Annotated in this window: 9 protein-coding genes; 4 read left to right on the top strand and 5 right to left on the bottom strand. The window is 66.2% G+C overall.

All coding sequences use genetic code 11. The annotated features are described in order from the left end of the window. Positions 1-57: 57 nt before the first annotated feature. A complete protein-coding gene (locus V0R59_RS16280; protein ID WP_330076137.1) occupies positions 58-624 on the bottom strand; it encodes a helix-turn-helix domain-containing protein in 567 nt (188 codons plus the stop codon). Between the two features lie 434 nt (positions 625-1058). Between V0R59_RS16280 and V0R59_RS16275 the strand changes: the two genes are divergently transcribed. The 4 genes from V0R59_RS16275 (at position 1059) to V0R59_RS16260 (ending at position 18624) form a co-directional block, all read left to right on the top strand. Further along, on the top strand, positions 1059-6047 hold the full coding sequence (locus V0R59_RS16275) for a beta strand repeat-containing protein (protein WP_330076138.1): 4989 nt from the start codon (positions 1059-1061) through the stop codon (positions 6045-6047). Next, on the top strand, positions 6008-17395 hold the full coding sequence (locus V0R59_RS16270; protein WP_330076139.1) for an autotransporter-associated beta strand repeat-containing protein: 11388 nt from the start codon (positions 6008-6010) through the stop codon (positions 17393-17395). The genes V0R59_RS16275 and V0R59_RS16270 overlap by 40 nt, the downstream gene beginning before the upstream one ends. 105 nt (positions 17396-17500) lie before the next feature. Next, positions 17501-18064, top strand: coding sequence for a hypothetical protein (locus V0R59_RS16265; RefSeq protein WP_330076140.1), 564 nt, complete (start codon positions 17501-17503; stop codon positions 18062-18064). Continuing rightward, entirely contained in the window at positions 18064-18624 is a 561-nt protein-coding gene (locus V0R59_RS16260; protein ID WP_330076141.1) for a nucleotidyltransferase family protein, read from the top strand. Before V0R59_RS16265 ends, V0R59_RS16260 begins: the two co-directional genes overlap by 1 nt. Positions 18625-18759: 135 nt before the next feature. On the opposite strand, the gene V0R59_RS16255 is transcribed toward V0R59_RS16260, so the two are convergent. The 4 genes from V0R59_RS16255 to V0R59_RS16240 all read right to left on the bottom strand — a co-directional run bounded on the left by V0R59_RS16255 (position 18760) and on the right by V0R59_RS16240 (position 20757). Continuing rightward, positions 18760-19101, bottom strand: coding sequence for a HopJ type III effector protein (locus tag V0R59_RS16255; protein ID WP_330076142.1), 342 nt, complete (start codon positions 19099-19101; stop codon positions 18760-18762). Further along, the gene (locus V0R59_RS16250; RefSeq protein WP_330076143.1) at positions 19094-19390 is read right to left on the bottom strand and encodes a DUF1244 domain-containing protein; all 297 of its coding nucleotides are present in this window, start codon (positions 19388-19390) and stop codon (positions 19094-19096) included. Before V0R59_RS16250 ends, V0R59_RS16255 begins: the two co-directional genes overlap by 8 nt. Positions 19391-19403: 13 nt before the next feature. Then, on the bottom strand, positions 19404-20093 hold the full coding sequence (gene folM / locus V0R59_RS16245; RefSeq protein WP_330076144.1) for a dihydromonapterin reductase: 690 nt from the start codon (positions 20091-20093) through the stop codon (positions 19404-19406). A gap of 82 nt (positions 20094-20175) precedes the next feature. Continuing rightward, positions 20176-20757, bottom strand: a complete 582-nt coding sequence (locus V0R59_RS16240) for an antibiotic biosynthesis monooxygenase (protein WP_330076145.1) — start codon at positions 20755-20757, stop codon at positions 20176-20178. Positions 20758-20872 lie beyond the last annotated feature (115 nt).

Genomic DNA, 20872 nt, shown 5'->3' with positions numbered 1-20872 from the left:
TCCAATATAGTGGACTGTCGTGGCAAGCCCGTCTGCTGTCGCGGGCGACGACCGTGCTCAGCGCTGCTTCAGCAGCGCGATGGCGTAGATGCAGTCGTTGTCGCTGTCGTTGCGGAACACGCAGTCCACCGGCGGGCCCAGTTCCAGGCAGTCGCCGGGCCCCATGTGGTGGTGCACGCCGCCTTCGTCGAACACCAGCGCGCCTTGCAGCACCCAGATCAGCTGGCGCTGGAAAGCGTAGGCAGCAGCAGGCATGGGCACGTGCTTGCCGGCGGGGAGGGTGATCTGCAGCAGGTCGACGGGCAGGTCCGATTGTGGCGATACATGTCGGCGCAGGTAGCCGGTCTCGGGATCGGTCCAGGCCGGTTGGTCCTGGGCCCGCAGCAGGCGGCCCTGCCGGGTTTCCGCACGGGCTATCAGGCTGGAGATGCTCAGGCCGAAGGCACCGGAGAGCTTGCCCAGCAGGTTGGCGGTAGGGCTGCTTTCGCCGCGTTCGACCTTGTGGATCATCGCCCGGGAAACTGCAGCGCGCTGCGACAGTTCAGTGAGGGACCAGCCTCGGCTTTCCCGCTCGGTGCGGATGCGGGCGCCAATACGGGCATCGAGATCGTTTTCGGTAGTCATGCCGCCACTATAGTGGACGCTCTGGGACGGGCTCAACCCGCATGACCCACGCCGCCCCTACCACCTTTCCGGATTTTCAAACACTCGAAAACATCTGTTCGGTCAGGTTTGTAACATTTAGAAATAATTTAGATTTTCCGATCTTTCTGAAAAAAATTTCATTTCACTCCGACCGTTCGTCAGCTCAAGCCCGCGTGCCGTATCGGTTCCGCCCCGCGTTTCCGGGGATTATCACTAAAGGATTAATACTAAGCGCGTGTACGAATTGTCCGGCGTGGATCCAAATTTTTGGCTACAAATCACCCCCATCAAGGAACCTGTATTCGCCAGGGTCAGGCAGTTCGACATGCAGTGTGTGTAGTTCCTGAGGGGGATGGCGCGAGCGCCAGCACGCATTCAAAAACGGATTCGCCTGATCCACGAAGGAGACGCTCGTGGACAGAAGAACCGCCAAGAAGACCTTTACCGCCCGTTTCGCTCCCTTACCGCTGGCCATCAGCCTGGCGGCAGGCGGGATGCTTTCCAGTCTCTTCAGTCCAGAAGTCCAGGCCGCGTGCGTTCTCAACTTCCCGACCGTTAGCTGCAGCGCCGCGACCATCGGCAACCAGTCCTACGCCAACAGCAACCTGACCTTCAACGTGGGGACTGGCGCGACCATCACGCCGACGATTCCGGGCTCTCCGGTGGTCAACCTCACGGGCACCGGGATCACCGTGAACAATAACGGGCGGATCGACCCGGCCTTGCTCGCCAACCTTTCCATCGTGACCACCGGCCTCAGGATTTCCAACGCCGCCGGCAGTACGGTAACGGTCAGGAACAACCTGTCCGGCGTACTGATGGGCTCGACCCTGACGCTGCCCCTCGGCCTTCTGGGCAGCCTCGATGGCAATGCGCTGGTCCTCGAAAACGGTGCCGGCGGCACTTCCACACTGCTCAACGATGGCACCATCGGCGGCAACGTCCTGCTGGCACTCCCTGTGCAACTCGAGGATGTCCCGGTCATCGCAATGCGCGGCGGCGCGCGGAACATCATCACCAACACCGGCACCATTACTGGCCGGGTGGCGATGCAGGCGGTTTCCATCGGCGCCACCGGCAACACCTTCACCAACAGCGGCACCATCAACGGCAGCGTCAACCTGGGCGCCGGCGGCTACTCCAACAGTTTCTACGCCAGCACCGGGTCGTCGGTGAACAAGGGCAGCGGCGTCGCCCTGGACCTGGCGGGCATCATCAGCCTGGGCATCACCTATGCCGCCACCGGCTTTGTCGACGGCGGTACCCTGAACAACAGCACCGGCGGCAACACGCTGTACCTGCAACTGAACCCGGACGGTACCAAGCCCACCACCGGCACCATCAACGGCAGCAACTACCTCAACTTCAACAACCTGGTGGTCACCGGCGGCACCTGGTCGCTGACCAACCAGTTGTTCAGCGGCAGTGCCACCAACACCACCGTGCTGCTTAGCGGCGGCCTGCTCAATGTCGACTCCGCCGCACTCACCGGCGCCAACATCACGGCAAACGGTGGTGCCCTGGGCGCAGCGACCGCCGGGACAGTGGTGGCCAGTGGTATTACACTCGGCACCAACGGCCTGACGGTCAACAACAGCATCAATGCCCTGACCCTGAACGGCGTGCTCACCGGCAGCGGTGCCTTGACCAAGACCGGCACCGGCACCCTCACCCTCGGCGCAGCCAACAACTTCTCCAGTACCACCACGCTGGCCGGCGGCACCATCAACCTTGCCAACGCTGCGGGCCTGAGCAACCAGTCACTCAACGTCACCGGCGCCAGCACCCTGGCGACCACGGGGGCGATGACGGTGGCAAATGCCATTGGCCTCAACGGCGCCAGTCTCAGCGTGAACAACACCGGGGCGGTGACCCTTGGCGGCGTTATCAGCGGCACCGGCTCGCTGACCAAGGCCGCAGGCAGCGGCGACCTGACCCTGAACAACACCAACACGTTCGACGGTGGTCTGTTCATCAACGGCGGCAAGCTGACCCTTGGCAGTCTCGGTTCCATCGCTTCCGGCAACACCATCACCGCCGGTGTCGGCGGCACGGCGGCGCTTGATACCAGCACCGCCCAGACCCTGACCAACCTGGTCCAGCTCAACGGCAACCTGACCCTGACCGGCGGCAGCAACCTCACCCTGGCAGGCAAGATCTCCGGCACCGGCGGCCTGAACAAGACCGGCGCCAACACCCTGACCCTCAGCGGCGCCAACGACTTTACCGGCAACTCGACCCTCGGCGGCGGCACCCTGGTGCTGACCAACAACACCGCCCTGGGCACCGGCCAGCTGACCCTGACCTCCAGCTCCACCCTGCTGGCCGATGGCCTCACCGTCGGCAACGCGATCAACGTGGGCACCCGCGTCCTGACGCTCACCAATACCGCGGCCAGCACCCTCAGCGGCGTGCTCAGCGGTAGCGGCGCGATCATCAAGAACGGCGCCGGCGACCTGACCCTGACGGGTGCCAACACCTTTTCCGGAGTCCTGTCACTGGCGACCGGCAAGCTGATCGTCGGCCACAATAGTGCGTTGGGGGTCGGCAGCCTGCAGGCTGGCGCCAACACCACACTGGACGCCGACGCTGCGCGCAGTGTCAGCACCAATGTGGTCCTGCTCGGCAACCTGACTATCGCCGGTAGCAATGACCTGGCCCTGAACGGCCAAATTACCGGCATCAACGGCAGCCTGACCAAGAATGGCTCGGCCACCCTGACCCTCGGCGGCGACAACCTGTTCCAGAATGGTGTAGCGCTCAACGCCGGTACCCTGGTCCTGGGCAGCGTCCGTGCAATGGGCACCGGAACGCTTTCCACCGCCACCAACACCACTCTGGATGCCAATACCGCCGTCAGCGTGAACAACGCGGTCAACCTTGGCGACAACCTGATCATCGGTGGCACTTCGGCCCTGGGCCTGAACGGTGTCATCAGCGGCGTCGCCGGCGCCGGCCTGATCAAGAACGGCACTGCCGACCTGATCCTCAACGGCAACAACACCTACACCGGCGATACCCAGCTCAATGCTGGCCGCCTGGTGGTCGGCAACGCCAACGCGCTGGGGCAGGGCAACCTGATTGTCTCCGCTGGCGCGACCCTGGACTCGAACACCTCGCTGAGCCTGGGCAACGGCATCACCCTCAACGGCGCAGTGAACGTCGGCGGCACCGGCAACCTGACCCTGAGCGGCCTGATCAGCGGTACCGGCTCCCTGGTCAAGGTCGGCGCGAGCAACCTGACCCTGTCCGGGGTCAACACCTACGCCAGCACCACGCTGCTCGGCGGCGTGCTGGCCCTGACCAATGCCGGCGCCATCGGCGACGGCGCTATCACCGTTGGTGGCGCATCGACCCTGGCGGGTACCGTGCCGCTGGCGCTGGCCAACAATATCCATCTGAACTCCGTCCTGACCCTGCCGGTTGGCGGCAATGCCCTGACCCTCGGTGGCGTGATCGATGGCGCCGGCAGCCTGGAAAAGACCGGCAGCGGCACCCTGACCCTCAACGGAGTCAATACCTACGGCGGCGGTACCACGCTCAGCGCGGGCACCCTGCTGCTGGGCAACGCCAGCGCCCTCGGCACCGGTACCCTGAGCACTGCGGCGGGCGCAACCCTCGACACTGCCAGCGCCATGACGCTCGGCAATGCCGTGAGCGTGATCGGCCAACTGAACGTGGCCGGCAACAACGCCCTGAGCCTGACCGGCAACATCAGCGGCGCCGGCGGCCTGAACAAGAACGGCACCAGCGCCCTGACCCTGAGCGGCACCGGCAGCAGCTACTCCGGGCTGACCAACCTCAACGCCGGCACCCTGGTCCTGGGCAGCAACGTCGCCCTCGGCACCAGCGTGCTGAATGCTGCCGACGGCACCGTGCTGGATGCCAGCACCGCCGTCTCCGTGGCCAACCAGGTCAACCTGGCCGGCAATCTCGGCATCGGCGGCACTGCCGACCTCGGCCTCAGCGGCCTGGTCACCGGCACCGGCCGCCTGACCAAGAATGGCACCGGCGCCCTGGGCCTGAGTGGCGCCAACACCTTCCAGGGCGGCGTCGTGCTCAATGCCGGCAGCCTGGTGGTGGGCAGCAACACCGCCCTGGGCATCGGTACCCTGACCGTTGCTGGCGTTTCGGTCCTCGACAGCAGCGCCTCGGCCATCCTCGCCAACCAGATTGCCCTCAACAGCGACCTGACCATCGGCGGCAGCAACAACCTGGGCCTGAGCGGCGCCATCACCGGCAGCGGCAAACTGACCAAGGAAGGCGCGGGCAACCTGCTGCTCAACGGCACCAACACCGGTTTCTCCGGCAATATCGCGCTGAACGCCGGCCGCATCGTGGTGGGTAACTCCAGTGCAGTGGGTTCGGGCACTGTGACTGCCGCAGACGGCACCGCGCTCGATGCCGCCAGTGCAGTCACCCTTGCCAACGCGATTATCGCCAATGGCGCGCTGTCCCTCGGTGGTACCGGGAATCTCAGCCTGACCGGGGCGATCACCAACGGTCAGAGCACCGGCAGCCTGGTCAAGACCGGCAACGCCACCCTGACCCTGTCCGGCGTCAACACCTACACCGGCGGCACCACGCTCAATGCCGGCACCCTGAACATCGGCAGCGGCACCGCCATCGGCACAGGCGACCTGACCGTCGGCGGTGCCGCCAACCTGAGCACCACGGGCGCGCAGATCCTCGCCAACGCCGTGCACCTGAATGCCGGCCTGACCCTGCCGGGCAGTGCCAACCTGACCCTCAATGGTGTAATCGACGGTGTCGGCGGCCTGACCAAGGCCGGTACCGGCACCGTCACCCTGAACGGCGCCAACACCTACAGCGGTGGCACCCTCCTGTCCGCGGGCACCCTCGTGGCAGGTTCCAACACTGCCTTTGGCAGCGGCACCCTGACTGCGGGCGCTGGCGCCGCACTGGACGCCAACAAGGCGGTGAGCCTGGCCAACGCCGTGACCCTCACCGGCAATGTCAACGTGCTCGGCAGCAGCGACCTGGCCCTGACCGGCGACATCGCCGGCGCCGGTGGCCTGACCAAGACCGGCAGCGCCAAGCTGACCCTGTCCGGCAACAACACCTTCGCCGGCCCGGTCAACCTCAGCGGCGGCACCCTGAGCGTGGGCAGCAACAACGCCCTCGGCCTCGGCGCGCTGAATGCCAGTGGCAACGCGATTCTCCAGGCGGCCACCGCCGCCAGCCTCAACAACCTGATCAACCTGAACGGCGGCCTGGTCCTGGGCGGCAGCGCCGACCTGTCCCTCAACGGCCTGATCACCGGTACTGGCGGCCTGACCAAACAAGGCACTTCGACCGTAACACCTACACCGGCGGCACCACCCTGGCCAGCGGCACCCTGGTGCTCGGCAACAGCCTGGCCCTGGGCAGCGGCGTCGTGACCGTGACCGGCCCTGGCACTCTCGACAGCAACACCACGATCAACCTGGGCAACAACATCATCCTGAACGGTGCACTGAGCACGGGCGGCACGGCCGACCAGACCCTCAGCGGCGTGATCAGCGGTGCCGGCAGCCTTACCTCCAATGGCCTGGGCAACCTGACTCTCACCGGAGTCAACACCTACACCGGCGGTACCACGCTCAGCGCGGGTACCCTGACCCTCGGCAATGCCGGCGCCATCAGCAGCGGTCGCCTGACCGTCACCGGCGCCTCGAACCTGAACACCAACTCGCCGTTCGCCCTGGGCAACGCCATCACCCTCGGCGCCAACCTGAACCTCACCGGCCATAGCGACCTGACCCTCAACGGCGTCATCGATGGCGCAGCCGGCCTGGTCAAGAGCGGTGCGGGCAACCTGACCCTGAACGGCGTCAACACCTATGCCGGCGGCACCACGCTGGCGGCTGGCACCCTGACCGTCGGCAATGGCAGCGCCCTGGGCAACGGCGCCCTGAGCGTCACCGGCGCGGCGACCCTGGACAACAGCGCGGCCTTGGCCTTGGGCAATGCCATCGCCCTCGGCGCCGACCTGACGGTGGCCGGCAACAACGCGCTCAACCTGGGTGGCGTGCTCAGCGGTACCGGTGGCCTGGTCAAGATCGGCGCGGCCGACCTGATCCTCTCCGGCGCCAACACCTTCACCGGTGCGGTGAACATTCTTTCCGGCAGCCTGACCACCTTGAACACCGGCTCCCTGGGCAGCACCTCGGGCGTCAACGTCGCCACCGGCGCGCTGCTCAACCTCGGCGCCAGTTCCGCCATCGGCGGCCTGAGTGGCGGCGGTTCGGTCGCTCTGGGCAACAACACCAGCCTGAGCATCGGTGGCAGCAACCTCGGCAGCCTGTTCAGCGGCGTGATCTCCGGCAACGGCGGCCTGGTCAAGACCGGCAGCGGCAGCCTGGAACTGGGCGGCACCAATACCTACACCGGCAACACCCAGGTCAACGGCGGCACGCTGAATGTCAGCGGCGCCCTGGCCGGCGGCCAGGTGCAGGTGAATACCGGCGCGACCCTGACCGGCAGCGGCACCATCGCCGGCCCGGTGAACATTGCCGACGGCGGCCACCTGGCGCTGAACAGCGGCACGAAGCTCAGCACCGGCGCGCTGACCCTCAACGGCAACTCGAACCTCGACGTCGGCCTCGGCTCGCCGTCCACCGGCGGCAACGCGCTGCTCGCCGTGGGCGGCAACCTGACCCTCGACGGCAATCTGAACGTCAGCGATATCGGCGGCTTCGGCGCCGGTATCTACCGGCTGATCGACTACACCGGCACGCTCACCGACAACGGCCTGGTGATCGGCAGCGTACCGGGCAGCGTCCTGCCAGGCGACCTGCAGGTGCAGACCGCGATCGGCGCGCAGGTCAACCTGCTGGTCGGCGGCGCCAACGGCAGCGTGCTGTTCTGGGATGGCAGCAGTACCGTCAGCGACGGCGTGATCCAGGGCGGCAGCGGCACCTGGGATGCCACCACCACCAACTGGACCACGGTCAACGGCACCGGCAACCGCGACTGGAGCAGCAACTTCGCCGTGTTCCAGACCCCGGCAGGCACCGTTACCGTCAATGGCACCCAGGTCATCACCGGCCTGCAGTTCACCGTCGACGGCTACGTGCTCAACGGCCCTGGCGCACTGCAACTGGTCAACAACGGCAACGGCACCGCGACCTTCCGCGTCGACCCGAATGCCACCGCGACCCTCAATGTCGGCCTGACCGGCAGTGGTGTGCTGAACAAGGTGGACGCCGGCACCCTGGTACTCAACGGCGCCAACAGCTACACCGGCGGTACCTTGCTCAATGGCGGCACCCTGGTACTCGGCAACGACTCGGCGCTGGGCAACGGCACCCTGGTGACTGCGGCCAACACCACCCTGGACAGCAACACCGCCGTCACCCTGGCCAACAACATCGGCACCTTCGGCGCCCTCAACCTGACCGGCAGCAATGCCCTGACCCTGAATGGCCTGGTCACCGGCGGCGGCAGCCTGGTCAAGAACGGCGCCAGCACCCTGACCCTGAACGGCGCCAATGCCTACACCGGCGGCACCACCATCAATGCGGGCGCGCTGGTACTGGGCAACAACACCGCCCTGGGTAGCGGCACCCTGCATGTGGCGGGCGCCGGCATCACCCTCGACAACACGCCGGCACTGTCGCTGGCCAACGCCGTCGACCTGGCCAACAGCCTGACCCTGCTGGGAACCAGCGACCTGGCCCTGGGCGGCGTGATCAGCGGTGCTGGCGGCCTGGTCAAGAACGGCGCGGGCAACCTGACCCTGAGCGGCCTCAACACCTACGCCGGCGGCACCACCCTGGCTGCCGGCAGCCTGACCGTCGCCAGCGGCGCGGCGCTGGGCAGCGGCGCGCTGAACGTCACCGGCGCTTCCAGCCTGAACAACAGCGGCGCCGTCGCCCTCGGCAATGCCGTCAATCTCGGCGCCGACCTGACCCTGCCAGGCAACGCCAGCCTGACCTTGAACGGTCTGGTTGCCGGTACCGGCGGCCTGAACAAGGTCGGCAACGGCACGCTCACCCTCAACGCTGCCAACACCTACCAGGGCGCGACCAGCCTTGCCGGCGGCACCCTGGTGGTCGGCAACAATGCGGCACTGGGCACCAGTCACCTGACCGCTGCCGACGCCACCGCGCTCGACAGCAGTGCAGCACTCAACCTGGCCAACGGCATTACCCTGCTCGGCGGCCTGAGCATCGTCGGCAGCAACAACCTGACCCTGAGCGGCAACCTCGATGGCGCTGGCGGTCTGATCAAGAACGGCGCCGGTGTCCTGACCCTGACCGGCAACAACGGCAACACCGGCGATACCACCCTGAACGGCGGTACCCTGGTGGTCGGCAGCAACACGGCGCTGGGCGCGGGCGCCCTGAATACCTTGGATGGCGTGACCCTCGGCACCCTCGGCACCACTTCGCTGGGCAACGCGTTCAACCTGGGCGGCAACCTGAACCTGATCGGCAACTCCGACCTGACCCTGTTCGGCCTGGTTGCTGGTGCGGGTGGCCTGACCAAGAACGGGACGGGCAACCTGACCCTGCTCGGCGTCAACACCTACACCGGGCCGACCAACCTGAACGGCGGCACCCTGACCGTCGGCAACGATGCCGCCATCGGCACCGGCGCCCTGAATGTCGGCGCCGCCTCGACCCTGGCCGGCACCAGCACCTTCAGCCTGGCCAACGCCATCAACCTCGGTGCGCTGCTGACCCTCGACGGCAGCAACGACATCACCCTCAATGGCAGCCTGGCCGGTACCGGCGCACTGCTGAAAACCGGCGCGGGGACCCTGACCCTCAATGGCTCCAACAGCCACGGCGGCGGCACCACCCTGGCCGACGGCACCTTGCTGCTAGGCAACAACAACGCGCTGGGCAGCGGCGCCCTGAACATCACCGGGGCGGCGACCTTCCTCGACGCGGCCAACAACAGCGGCATCGCCATTGCCAACGCCATCGCCCTGGGTGCGAACACCCTGACCTTCAGCGGCAGCAACCAACTGGCCGTGAACGGCAACATCAGCGGCACCGGCAGCCTGCTCAAGAGCGGCCTGGCCGAGTTGACCCTGGGTGGCAACAACACCTTCAGCGGCGGCGTGCGCCTGAATGCCGGCACCCTGGTCCTGGCTTCTGCCACCGGCCTGGGCAGCGGCGCCCTGACCGCAGCGGGCGGTATCTTCAACAACACCGTCGCCGCCAACCTGAACAACGCCGTGCACCTGCTCGGCAGCCTGACCCTGAACGGCGCCCAGAGCCTGGCGCTCAATGGCGTGATCGACGGCACCGGCAACCTGGCCAAGACCGGCACCGGCAGCCTGTTGCTGACCGGCAACAATACCTACACCGGCAATACCTTCCTGCTCGGCGGCACCACCACCGTGGGCAGCAATACCGCCTTCGGTACCGGCAACATCACCACCGGTGTCGCAGGTCTGGACAGCTCCACCGCTGTGACCCTGGCCAACAACTTCAGCGTGCTGGCTGCGCTGACCATCGCCGGCACTAACGACCTGACCCTGAACGGCACGCTGAACGGCGCGGGCGGCAGCCTGGTCAAGAACGGCGCGGGCACCCTGACCCTGAACGGCAGCAACAACTACAGCGGTGGCACCGTGCTCAATGCCGGCACCCTGGCCGTCGGCCAGAACGGCTCGCTGGGCAGCGGCAACCTGACCGTCTCCGGCTCGGCCAGCCTGGTGGCGGCAAACAACGGCGTGGCCTTGAGCAACGGCATCCAGACCGACAGCAGCCTGACGATCGGCGGGGCCAACAACCTGACCCTGAACAGTGTCGTCAGCGGCAACGGCAGCCTGGTCAAGACCGGCACCGGCACACTGACCCTGACTGGCGCCAACACCTACAGCGGGGACACCACGCTCAACGGTGGTGTCGTGGTGGCCGGCAACGACAGCGCCTTCGGGACCGGTGCGGTGGTTGCCAACGCCGGTAACACCGCAACCATCGTGCGCAATACCCAGTCGCGTACCCTCTACAACACCTTCGTGGTCGACGGCAACATGACCCTGGATACCCCTGCCGAGCTCATGTTCATGGGTGCGCTCAATGGCAGCGGGACGCTGACCAAGACCGGCAGCGACGAAGTGCTGCTTTTGACCACCGGCAACTTCAGTGGCGACATCGATGTGCTGGCCGGTTACGTCACCGGGGCCTTCCCCAATGCCCTGGGCGACCTGAGGTCCGCCAGCCTGGCCGCAGGCGCCGGGCTGACTATCGACGGCAACATCAATATCGGCAGCCTTACCGGCCAGGGCGTCATGCGCATCACCAACGGTGATGTGAGCGTCGGCGGCAACAACCTCGACAGCGTGTTCGCGGGTACGGTGACCCAGAGCGGCGGCTTGAACAAAGTCGGTACCGGCGTGCTGGAATTGGCCGGCACCAGCGACAACACCGGGCTCAACACCGTCAGCGCGGGTACCCTGAAAGTCACCGGCGCCCTCAATGGCAGCGGTGGCCTGAATGTCGATGGCGGTGCGACCCTGACCGGTAGCGGCAGCATCAACGGCACCACCACGATCGCCGATGGCGCCACCCTGGCGGGCTACAGCGGCCAGACCCTGAGCTTCAACAACCTGGTGCTCTCGCAGAACAGCGCCGTCGACTTCAACCTGGGCTCGCCGCTCACCGGGGGGACTGAACTGTTCCACGTGGCCAGCGCCCTGACCATGGCCGGTACCTTCAACATTGCCGACTTCGGCGGCCTGGGCAACGGTGTCTACAAGCTGTTCAGCTACGGCGGCAGCCTGACCGACAACGGTGTCACCTTCGGCGACCTGCCGACCGGTGTCGATCTCAGCGAGCTGACCCTGCTCACCGGCACCGCCAACGAGGTAGGCCTGCTGGTAGGCTCCCAGAACCTGGTCATACAGTTCTGGGACGGTGTCGACACCACCAGCAACGGCCTGATCGAAGGCGGCAGTGGCGTGTGGGACGCCACCACCGCCAACTGGGCCTACTACGACGGTTTCACCAACCTCGACTGGCAGGGCCAGTTCGCGGTATTCCAGGGCGCCACCGGCACCGTCACCGTGGATGGCCAGCAGAACGTCAACGGCATGCAATTCATGACCGATGGCTACCAACTGGTCGCGGGTACCAACGGCTCGCTGAACATCAGCAACCGTAACGGCACCTACTTCGGCGTACGGGTCGACAATGGCGTCACCGCCACCCTGGACCTGCCGCTCGAAGGCACCGGCACCCTGACCAAACTGGATGTCGGCACCCTGGTGCTCAACGGCGTCAACACCTACTCCGGCGGCACAGCGCTGAACGGCGGCACCCTGGTGCTCGGCAACGACAGCGCCCTGGGCTCCGGAGCCCTGACCACCGCAGCCGGCACCACCCTGGACAGCAACCAGGCGGTGATGATCGGCAATACCGTCGACGTGACCGGCGCGCTCACCCTGGCCGGCACCAACGACCTGACCCTCAACGGCGTGGTCAGCGGCAACGGCAGCCTGGTCAAGAACGGCAACGGCTTCCTGACCCTGGGTAACAACAACACCTTCCTGGGCGGCCTCAGGCTCAATGCCGGCCGCCTGATCCTGGGTACCGATGCGTCCCTGGGCGCTGGCGCCCTGACTGCCGCCAATGGCACCTCGCTGGATACGCAGGGCGCAGTGACCCTGGGCAACACCCTCAACCTGGCGGGCAACCTGCTGCTGGTCGGCACCAACGACCTGACGCTGAACGGCCCGGTCAACGGTGTCGGCAGCCTGACCAAGCAAGGCATCAGCACCCTGACCCTGAACGCCGTCAATGCCTTCACCGGCGGCGTGAACCTGGCGGCCGGCCAGCTGCGCCTGGGCAACAGCGCAGCGCTGGGCAGCGGCACCCTGTCGGTGACCGGTGCGTCCCAGCTGGATACCAGCAGCGCGATGGCCCTGGCCAACAACGTGCAACTGGGCTCCGACCTGACCCTCGATGGCACCTACGACCTGGCCCTCAATGGCGTCGTGGGCGGCAACGGTCGCCTGCTGAAGAACGGCCTCGGCAACCTGACCCTGAACGGGATCAACAACTTCGCGGGCGGCCTGACCCTGAACAGCGGCAACCTGACCCTGGGCAATGGCTCGGCACTCGGTACTGGCCAGTTGCGGGTCACCAGCAACTCGCTGCTGAACAACACCAGCGCCATGGTCCTGGGCAACGATGTCGATATCAGCGGCACCCTGTCGGTCGCCGGCATCAACGACCTGACCCTGAATGGCGTACTCAGCGGCGTCGGCACCCTGGACAAGAACGGCCTGGCGACCCTGACCCTGGGTGGCAACAACACCTTCACCGGTATCTTCAACGTCCTGGCCGGTACCCTGAGAACCACCAGCAGTGGTGCCCTGGGCAACCCGGCCCAACTCAACGTCAGCAGCGGCGCCAACCTCGACCTGGGCGGCAACCTGAGCCTGACCAGCCTGCAAGGCAGTGGCGGCGTGGAAGTCGATAGCGGCGTCACCCTGGCGGTGGGCGGTGGCACCTTCGCCGGTGCCCTGAGTGGAACCGGTAGCCTGAACAAGGTCGGCACCGACACCCTGACCCTCACCGGCACTAACAGCATCACCGGTACCACCACCGTCAGCGGCGGCAACCTGGTGGTCGATGGCAGCCTGGCCAGCAATACCGTCAGCGTCGGTGCCAACACCGGCCTGGGCGGTACCGGCGACCTCGCCGGCGCAGTCACCGTGGCTACCGACGGCAACCTGAACCTGCAGAGCGGCAATACCCTCAACGTCGGTTCGCTGGTGCTGGACAGTGGCTCGAACGTCAACGCATCGCTGGGCGCCCCCCTGGTCGGCAGTTCGTCGTTGCTGAGCGTGGCCGGCGACCTGACCCTGGACGGCAACCTCAATATCACCGACGGTGGCGGTTTCAGCCGCGGTGTCTATCGCCTGGCCTACTACGCCGGCAACCTGGTCAACAATGGCCTGGCCATCAACACCCTGCCTGGCACCGTTGATCCCGCCAACGTAGTGCTGCAGACCTCGGTCAGCAACCAGATCAACCTGGTGGTCGGTGGTTCGGACACCACCTTGTTCTGGGACGGCAACCAGACCTCGGGCAACGGTTCCGTGGACGGTGGCTTCGGTGTCTGGGACAACACCAACACCAACTGGACCAATACCGACGGCAGCATCAACCAGGCCTGGAACGGCACCTTCGCGGTGTTCCAGGGCACTGGCGGCACCATCACCGTCAACGGCTCGCACGCCATCACCGGCCTGCAGTTCATGGATAACGGCTACACCCTCAACGGTGGCATCGGCGGTGAGTTGGTACTGAGCGCCGGCAGCAACATCCTGCGGGTCGATCCCGGTGTCACCGGGACCCTGGGCGTAGCGATCAACGGTGCCGGAACCCTGGTCAAGGAGGACGGCGGCACCCTGGTACTCAACGGCGCCAACGGCTACACCGGCGGCACCGCCCTCAACCGCGGCACGCTTGTGGTGGGCAACAACGGTGCCCTGGGCACGGGCGACCTGACCGCTGCAGCCGGCACCACCCTGGACAGCAACACCGCCGTTACCCTGGCCAACAACACCGTGCTCAACGGTGGCCTGAGCATCGGCGGCAGCAACGCCCTGACCCTCGATGGCGTGGTCAGCGGCGCTGGCAGCCTGACCAAGAACGGCAGCGCCAACCTGACCCTGAACGGCGTCAATACCTACACCGGCGGCACCGTGCTCAACGGCGGTAGCGTGACCCTGGGCAACAACGCCGCCCTGAGCAGCGGCACCGTCAGCGTGACTGGCGCTTCGCTGCTGGACAGCACCGGCGCCCTGCAACTGGCCAACGCGCTCAACCTGACCTCGCAACTGACCCTGGCCGGCAGCCAGGACACCACCTTGAGTGGTGTCATCAGCGGCACCGGCAGCCTGGTCAAGAACGGCAACGGCTCGCTGCTGCTCAGTGGCGCCAACACCTACGGCGGCGGTACCACCATCAACGCGGGCAGCGTGACCGGTGATACCACCAGCCTGCAGGGCGCCATCACCAACAACGGCGCGCTGACGTTCGCGCAGAACGCCGACGGTACCTACAGCGGCAACCTGAGCGGCGCGGGCACCCTGACCAAATCCGGTACCGGGCAACTGCTGCTCACCGGCACCAGCGGCTTCACCGGCAACACCCTGGTCAGCGCCGGCAGCCTGGTGAACAACGGCACCCTGGCCAGCGCCAACGTACAGGTCGCCAGCGGCGCCAGCCTCGGCGGCAGCGGCACCTACAGCGGCACCGTGACCATCGCCGATGGCGCCAGCCTGAACGCCGGCACCGCAACCGCACCGCTGAGCGTGGGCAACCTCAACCTGTCCTCGGGCAGCAACCTGAACTTCGCCCTCGGCGCGCCAGGCGGCTCCACCACCGTGGTTGCGGTCGCGGGCAACCTGGTACTGGACGGTACGCTGAACATCAGCAATGCCGGCGGCTTCGGCCAAGGTGTGTACCAGCTGTTCACTTACGGCGGCAGCGTCACCGACAACGGCCTGGCCTACGGCACCCTGCCAGCCGGCACCACGCTGGCGGACCTGACCCTGCAGACTGCCATCGCCAACCAGATCAACCTGGTAGTGGGCAGCAACCTGCTGTTCTGGAACGGCAGCAAGACCACCGGCGACGGCACCGTCAGCGGCGGTACCGGCACCTGGGCCAGCGGCACCACCAACTGGACCAACACCGCCGGCACCAGCAGCAATGCCTGGAACGACACCTTTGCCGTGTTCGGCGGTGACGCGGGCACTGTCACCGTGGCCGGCCAGCAGTCCTTCACCGGTCTGCAGTTCCTCACCGATGGCTATACCGTGCAGGCCGGCACCGGCGGTGCCCTGCAGGCGGTCAACTCGGCCGGCGGCGACCTCGCGGCAGTCCGCGTCGGCACCGGTACGGCGGTCATCTCGGCGCCACTGGTGGGCACAGGCGGCATCGAGAAACTGGATGCGGGCACCCTGTACCTCGCCGGCGCCAACACCTACACCGGCGGCACCACCGTCAGTGGCGGTACGCTGATGGGCAACACCACCAGCCTGCAAGGCAACATCACCAACAACGCCAATCTGGTCTTCGCCCAGGGCAGCAGCGGGCAGTTCAGCGGCATCCTCAGCGGTAACGGCAGCATCAGCAAGCAAGGCACCGGCGACCTGCTGATCGTCGGCAGCCAGCCGTTCAACGGCGCCTTCAGCGTCGACCAGGGCAGCGTGATCGTTGGCAACGCGGCCAACCCGGGTACCGTGTTCGGCGCCCAGGTCACCGTCGGCACCAATGGCACGCTCGCCGGTACCGGCAGCGTCGGTTCGCTGGTCAACAACGGCAGCGTGGTTACCGGCCTGGATGGCGGCAACCTCTCGGTGGCGGGCAACTTCAGCAACGCCGGTACCCTGACCATCGCACTGACGCCAAGCCTGACCAACTACCTCAACGTAGGCGGCACGGCGAACCTGGGCGGCACGCTGAACGTGGCCAACCTCGGCTCGTACAGCGGTGACACCCAGTACACCCTGGTCTCGGCCACCGGAGGCGTCAGCGGTACCTTTGCCAGCAACAACCTGACCCAGCTGGCGTTCCTCGACACCACGCTGAACTACGGCGCCAATGCCGTGACCCTGGACGTGGCGCGCAACGGCACGGCCTTCGCCAGCGTGGCGCAGACCGACAACCAGCGTGAAGTCGCGGCAGCCCTGGAAAGCGCCGCGGCGCCGGCCTCCCTGCGCAACGCGGTGATCAGCTCCACCGCCAGCAGCGCCGTGGCGACGTTCGAAAGCCTGTCCGGCGAGATCTACGCCAGCACCGCCACCGTGCTGATCGAGGACTCGCGCTACATCCGCGACGCAGTCAACGACCGTATGCGCCAGGCCGGTTGCAGCGATGAACAGGATCCGCGCAACACCCTGGCACCGACCAGCAACCAGCAGACCACCGGTCGTGGCTGCAGCGGCGAGGGCGTGGGCTGGATCCGTGCCGTGGGCGGCTGGGGTGATTTCGATGGCGGCCACAACGCGGCCAACGTCGACCGCGACCTGTCCGGTTTCCTGATCGGCTTCGACAACAACCTCAACGACCAATGGCGCGCCGGTATCGCCGCCGGTTACACCAACAGCAGCATCAACGCCAAGGGCAAGGGTCAGGATGCGTCGGTGGACAGCTACCACCTGGCGACCTACCTGAGCTACCAGATGGACGCTTTCGCCGCCCGTCTCGGCGCCGGCTACACCTGGCACGACATCGACAGCAAGCGCTACGTGCAGGCTGGCGACTACAACGATCGCCTGAAGTCCAGCTACAAGGCGCGCACTGCACAGGTGTTCGGCGAAGTGGGCTACGCCATCGATGCCAACGGCGTGGCGCTGGAGCCGTTCGCCGGCCTGGCCTACGTCAACCACGACAGCGACAAGGCGCGTGAAAAAGGCGGGGTAGGGCGCCTGGAAGCCAACACCGATCAGGACGTGGTGTTCTCCACCGTGGGCCTGCGGGTCGGCAAGTCGTTCACCCTGGACAACGGTGCCACCCTCACTCCGCGCGGCAGCATCGGCTGGCGGCATGCCTTCGGTGATACCAAGCCGGATGCCGACCTGCGCTTCGTCGAGGGCGGTGCCGGGTTCAGCAACTCGGGCGTACCGATCGCCCGGGATGCCGCGGTGGTCGAGGCGGGCGTGGACCTGAGCGTCGGTGCGAAGGGCAAACTGGGCCTGGGTTATTCCGGTCAGTTGGCCAGCGAGAGCCGCGACAACGCGGTGACCGTGAGCTTCAGCCTGGAGTTCTGATCCGGGGTTGATGGCCCCATCGCTGGCTTGCCAGCGATGAGGCCATCAGCATCTCCACAAACTGTTGTATTGTCCGGGCTCATCTCCTGTACCCAAGGTCGCCGCATGGCGCGTCTCTACGTCACCCTCAGCCTTCTTTTCTATCTCCTGGCCCTGTGCCTGGATGCCGTGAATCTCGGCGGCGGCAACGTCGTCACTGCGCTGCAGGCCCTGTTCCAGGGACCCTGGGGTGTGGTCTTCGGACTGTTCGGCTGGTTCGCCAATCCCTTGTACGGCATGGCCCTGCTACTGCGTCGGCGGCTGCGCTGGCTGTCGCTGTTCCTCGGCATCTGGGCGCTGTACCTGGCTGCAGTCAGTCATGCCATCCAGCGTCTGCCGGACAACATCAACTACAGCTTCCACGATGTCACCGGTTTTGCGCCCGGCTATTACCTCTGGGTCGTCGCCATCGGCGCATTCTGCGTCGGCCAGGCCTGGTGGTGCAGCCGCGGGCGCAACGCCGAGGTCCCGCGCTGGGGCGTGCCGGAGGGCGGACTGGCGTTGTTGCTGCTGTTGGTGATGGTGCTGGGGCTGCGGGACGAAAACCTGCGTTTCGACCTGGACAAGCTGTTCGACATGCCGCCGTCGGTGTGGGAACTGCCGCCGCCGGCCCGGGACGAGTCGATCTGATGAGCCAGCTGACGGCACAGACATTGGTCGCCATGGCCATGAAGAACCCGGTCAATGCGCGGCTGATGGACCTGCTCGTCGGCCTCGACCTGCCGCATTGCATGCTCACCGCCGGCTGCCTGTTCCAGGCCCTGTGGAACCTGAAGGTCGGCCGCGAGCCGGGCTGGGGCGTGAAGGACTACGACGTCATCTACTTCGACCCGGACCTTTCTTGGGAAGCCGAGGACCGGGTGATCCAGCGGGTTCGCGCGGCCTGCGGGGATTTCGCCGACCAGGTCGAGGTGCGCAACCAGGCGCGGGTACATCTCTGGTACGAAGAGAAATTCGGCGTGCCCTATGCGCCGCTGCTCAAGGTCACCGACGGTATCGACCGCTACCTGGTGCGCTCGACATGCGTCGGTCTCGATGTGCGCAGCGGCGAGTTGTACAGCACCTGGGGGCTGGAGGATCTGCAGCAGGGCGTGCTGCGCAGCAATCCGCTGAATGAGCAGCCGGCGATGTTCCGGCGCAAGGCCGAGAGTTATCGCGAGCGCTGGGAGTGGTTGCGGATCGAGACGTGAAAGTGTTTTCTCTGGCCTCATCGCTGGCAAGCCAGCTCCCACAAGGTTCCTGGCTGTCTTCAATCTCAAGGACAGGCACAAGACCCTGTGGGAGCTGGCTTGCCAGCGATAAGGCCATTCGCTACATCACAAGACTCAAGCCTTGCGCTTGAGCGGCTCGCCTTCGAACTTCACCCCGGCCAGGCCATGGGCGATCAGGGCGCGGATATTGCCGTGGTCGCTGCCTTCCGGCGTTGCCACCACCGAGCGGTAGTGCTCGCCGAAGGCCAGCAGGGCTTCCTCGTCGCTCAGGCCTTCCAGCAGGGCCAGGCCAAGGGTCTTGCAGGACCCTTCGTTCTGCCCGGCGGCGCTTTTCACGCCGCCGTTGTCGAAGGCGGTCTGGGTGTAGTCGTAGTGCTCGGCGACGAACGCCAGGGTATCGGCGAAGGCGTGCTCGCCGCTGGCGAGGCTGCGGCGCAGGGTGTTCAGGTCAGTCATGCGGTTTTCCTTTGGCGAACGCGGCTTGCTGCTCGGCGCTGGCTTCTTTCTGGTATTGGCTTTTCCACTGCTCGTAAGGCATGCCGTAGACCACCTCGCGGGCGTCATCCAGGCTTACCTCGATCTGGCGTTCGTCCGCGGCGGCCTTGTACCACTTGGACAGGCAGTTGCGGCAGAAGCCGGACAGGTTCATCAGGTCGATGTTCTGCACGTCGGTGCGGTTGCGCAGGTGATCGACCAGGCGACGGAAGGCCGCCGCTTCGAGTTCGAGTTGTTCTTGCGGAGTCATGGCGTTCTCGTTATCAGGCGATTCGGTTCTTCAGGTGGCGGCCACCGTTGATGACCACGTTGCTGCCGGTGCTGTACTGGCTTTCAAGGAGGAAGCACACCGCATCGATCAGCGGCTGGGCGCCCGGCTCGAACTCCAGCAGGGCCTTCTTCAGGGTCTGCTGGCGGTACTGCTCGTCACCGCCTTCCTTGAGGATCAGCAGCCCCGGCAGGACGCCGTTCACGCGCACCGTCGGCGCGTACTTCTCGGCGAACGACAGCACCATGTTCTGCAGCGCGGCCTTGGTCGCGGCATAGCCGATATGGCTCTTGCTGCCGCGGGACGAGGTTTCGTCGCAGATATGGATGATATCCGCCTTGTCCAGCTTCAGCAGTTGCTCGCCCAGGGCCAGGTTGAGGTGATAAGGCGCCTCGACGTGCAGCTTGAACATGGTGTCGAGGTTGTCGAGGTCGTCGTCGAGCCACAGCGAGGCGTTGTGGATGATCGCCCGCAGGCCGTCGTAGCCGCGCAGGTGGTCGATCAGCGCTTCGCGATCGTCGGCGCGGCACAGGTCGGCCTGGAACGGGATGATGTTCGGGTGCGCCGGGTGGGTGATTTTGCTACGGCTGGCGCTGACCACCGTGTGGCCGGCCTGCGCCAGTTGCGTGGCCAGCGCCAGCCCGACTCGCTGGCTGCCACCGGTAACTAGGATTGGGCTGTTCATATGCGGGGACGATCAACTTTTTCAGGTTCGCGGTCAGCCGCCAGCATACCCGAACTCACCTGGAATGACCGCCCCCGGCGGGTCAGCGGCCTTCCAGCGATTCGCCGCCGTTGGTCGGCTGCTTCGGCACGGGCGGACGGGCATTCAGCCAGCCGGCCAGGCAGCGGGTCGACAGCGGGATGAAGAAGTACACCATGAGCGGCGTCAGGCCCAGGGTGCTGAGCAGGATCCGCGGCAGCAGGCTCAGCTCCGCCAGCCAGTGGCCGAACAGCAGGTTGAACGCCAGCGACACCGGGAAGAACGCCAGCCAGATCGCCACGGCCTGCTTCCAGCGCGGCGGGCGCTGCGCGGCGTCGTTGCCGAACCAACCCTCGATACCGCTGACGCGCCGTTCCGTGGGTTGCTGGAACAGGCCATTGCCGCGGGCCAGCCAGGCGCTGCGCGAGGCGGAGAACTCCCAGGCATGCAGGGTCTTTTCATCGACGAAGCGGAAGATGATCTGGAATTCGTCGCCCTGGGGCGGCGGGGCGAGCACCCCGGAGCCGAGGTAGCCGGGAAAGTCGGTGGCGAGCTGCTCGCCTTCGTGCAACCAGGCGATCATGTCCTGATAACGGCCTTCGGCAACGCGCCGCGCGACCATCAAGGTAACGGGTGGGGTAGACATCGTGTATCTCCTGGCAAACGGTCGCGGCGGGTAGCCCTGACCTTGAACGCCGCCCGGGGTGCTGGGCGACGTCTGAAAACAAGCAAGGATTATTCCGTAAATAGTGTGACCCGTC

This window comes from Pseudomonas ulcerans (assembly GCF_036324125.1).
In the GTDB taxonomy this organism is placed as follows: domain Bacteria; phylum Pseudomonadota; class Gammaproteobacteria; order Pseudomonadales; family Pseudomonadaceae; genus Aquipseudomonas; species Aquipseudomonas ulcerans.
Note: the sequence above shows the minus strand (reverse complement) of the source record. Positions and strands in the feature narration are given on the sequence as shown.

Bases quoted from the DNA above. Each gene is read 5' to 3' on its own strand.
- V0R59_RS16255 (WP_330076142.1), bottom strand. From the start codon at position 19,101: ATGACTGACCTGAACACCCTGCGCCGCAGCCTCGCCAGCGGCGAGCAC.
- folM (WP_330076144.1), bottom strand. From the start codon at position 20,093: ATGAACAGCCCAATCCTAGTTACCGGTGGCAGCCAGCGAGTCGGGCTG.
- V0R59_RS16265 (WP_330076140.1), top strand. From the start codon at position 17,501: ATGGCGCGTCTCTACGTCACCCTCAGCCTTCTTTTCTATCTCCTGGCC.
- V0R59_RS16250 (WP_330076143.1), bottom strand. From the start codon at position 19,390: ATGACTCCGCAAGAACAACTCGAACTCGAAGCGGCGGCCTTCCGTCGC.
- V0R59_RS16260 (WP_330076141.1), top strand. From the start codon at position 18,064: ATGAGCCAGCTGACGGCACAGACATTGGTCGCCATGGCCATGAAGAAC.
- V0R59_RS16280 (WP_330076137.1), bottom strand. From the start codon at position 624: ATGACTACCGAAAACGATCTCGATGCCCGTATTGGCGCCCGCATCCGC.
- V0R59_RS16240 (WP_330076145.1), bottom strand. From the start codon at position 20,757: ATGTCTACCCCACCCGTTACCTTGATGGTCGCGCGGCGCGTTGCCGAA.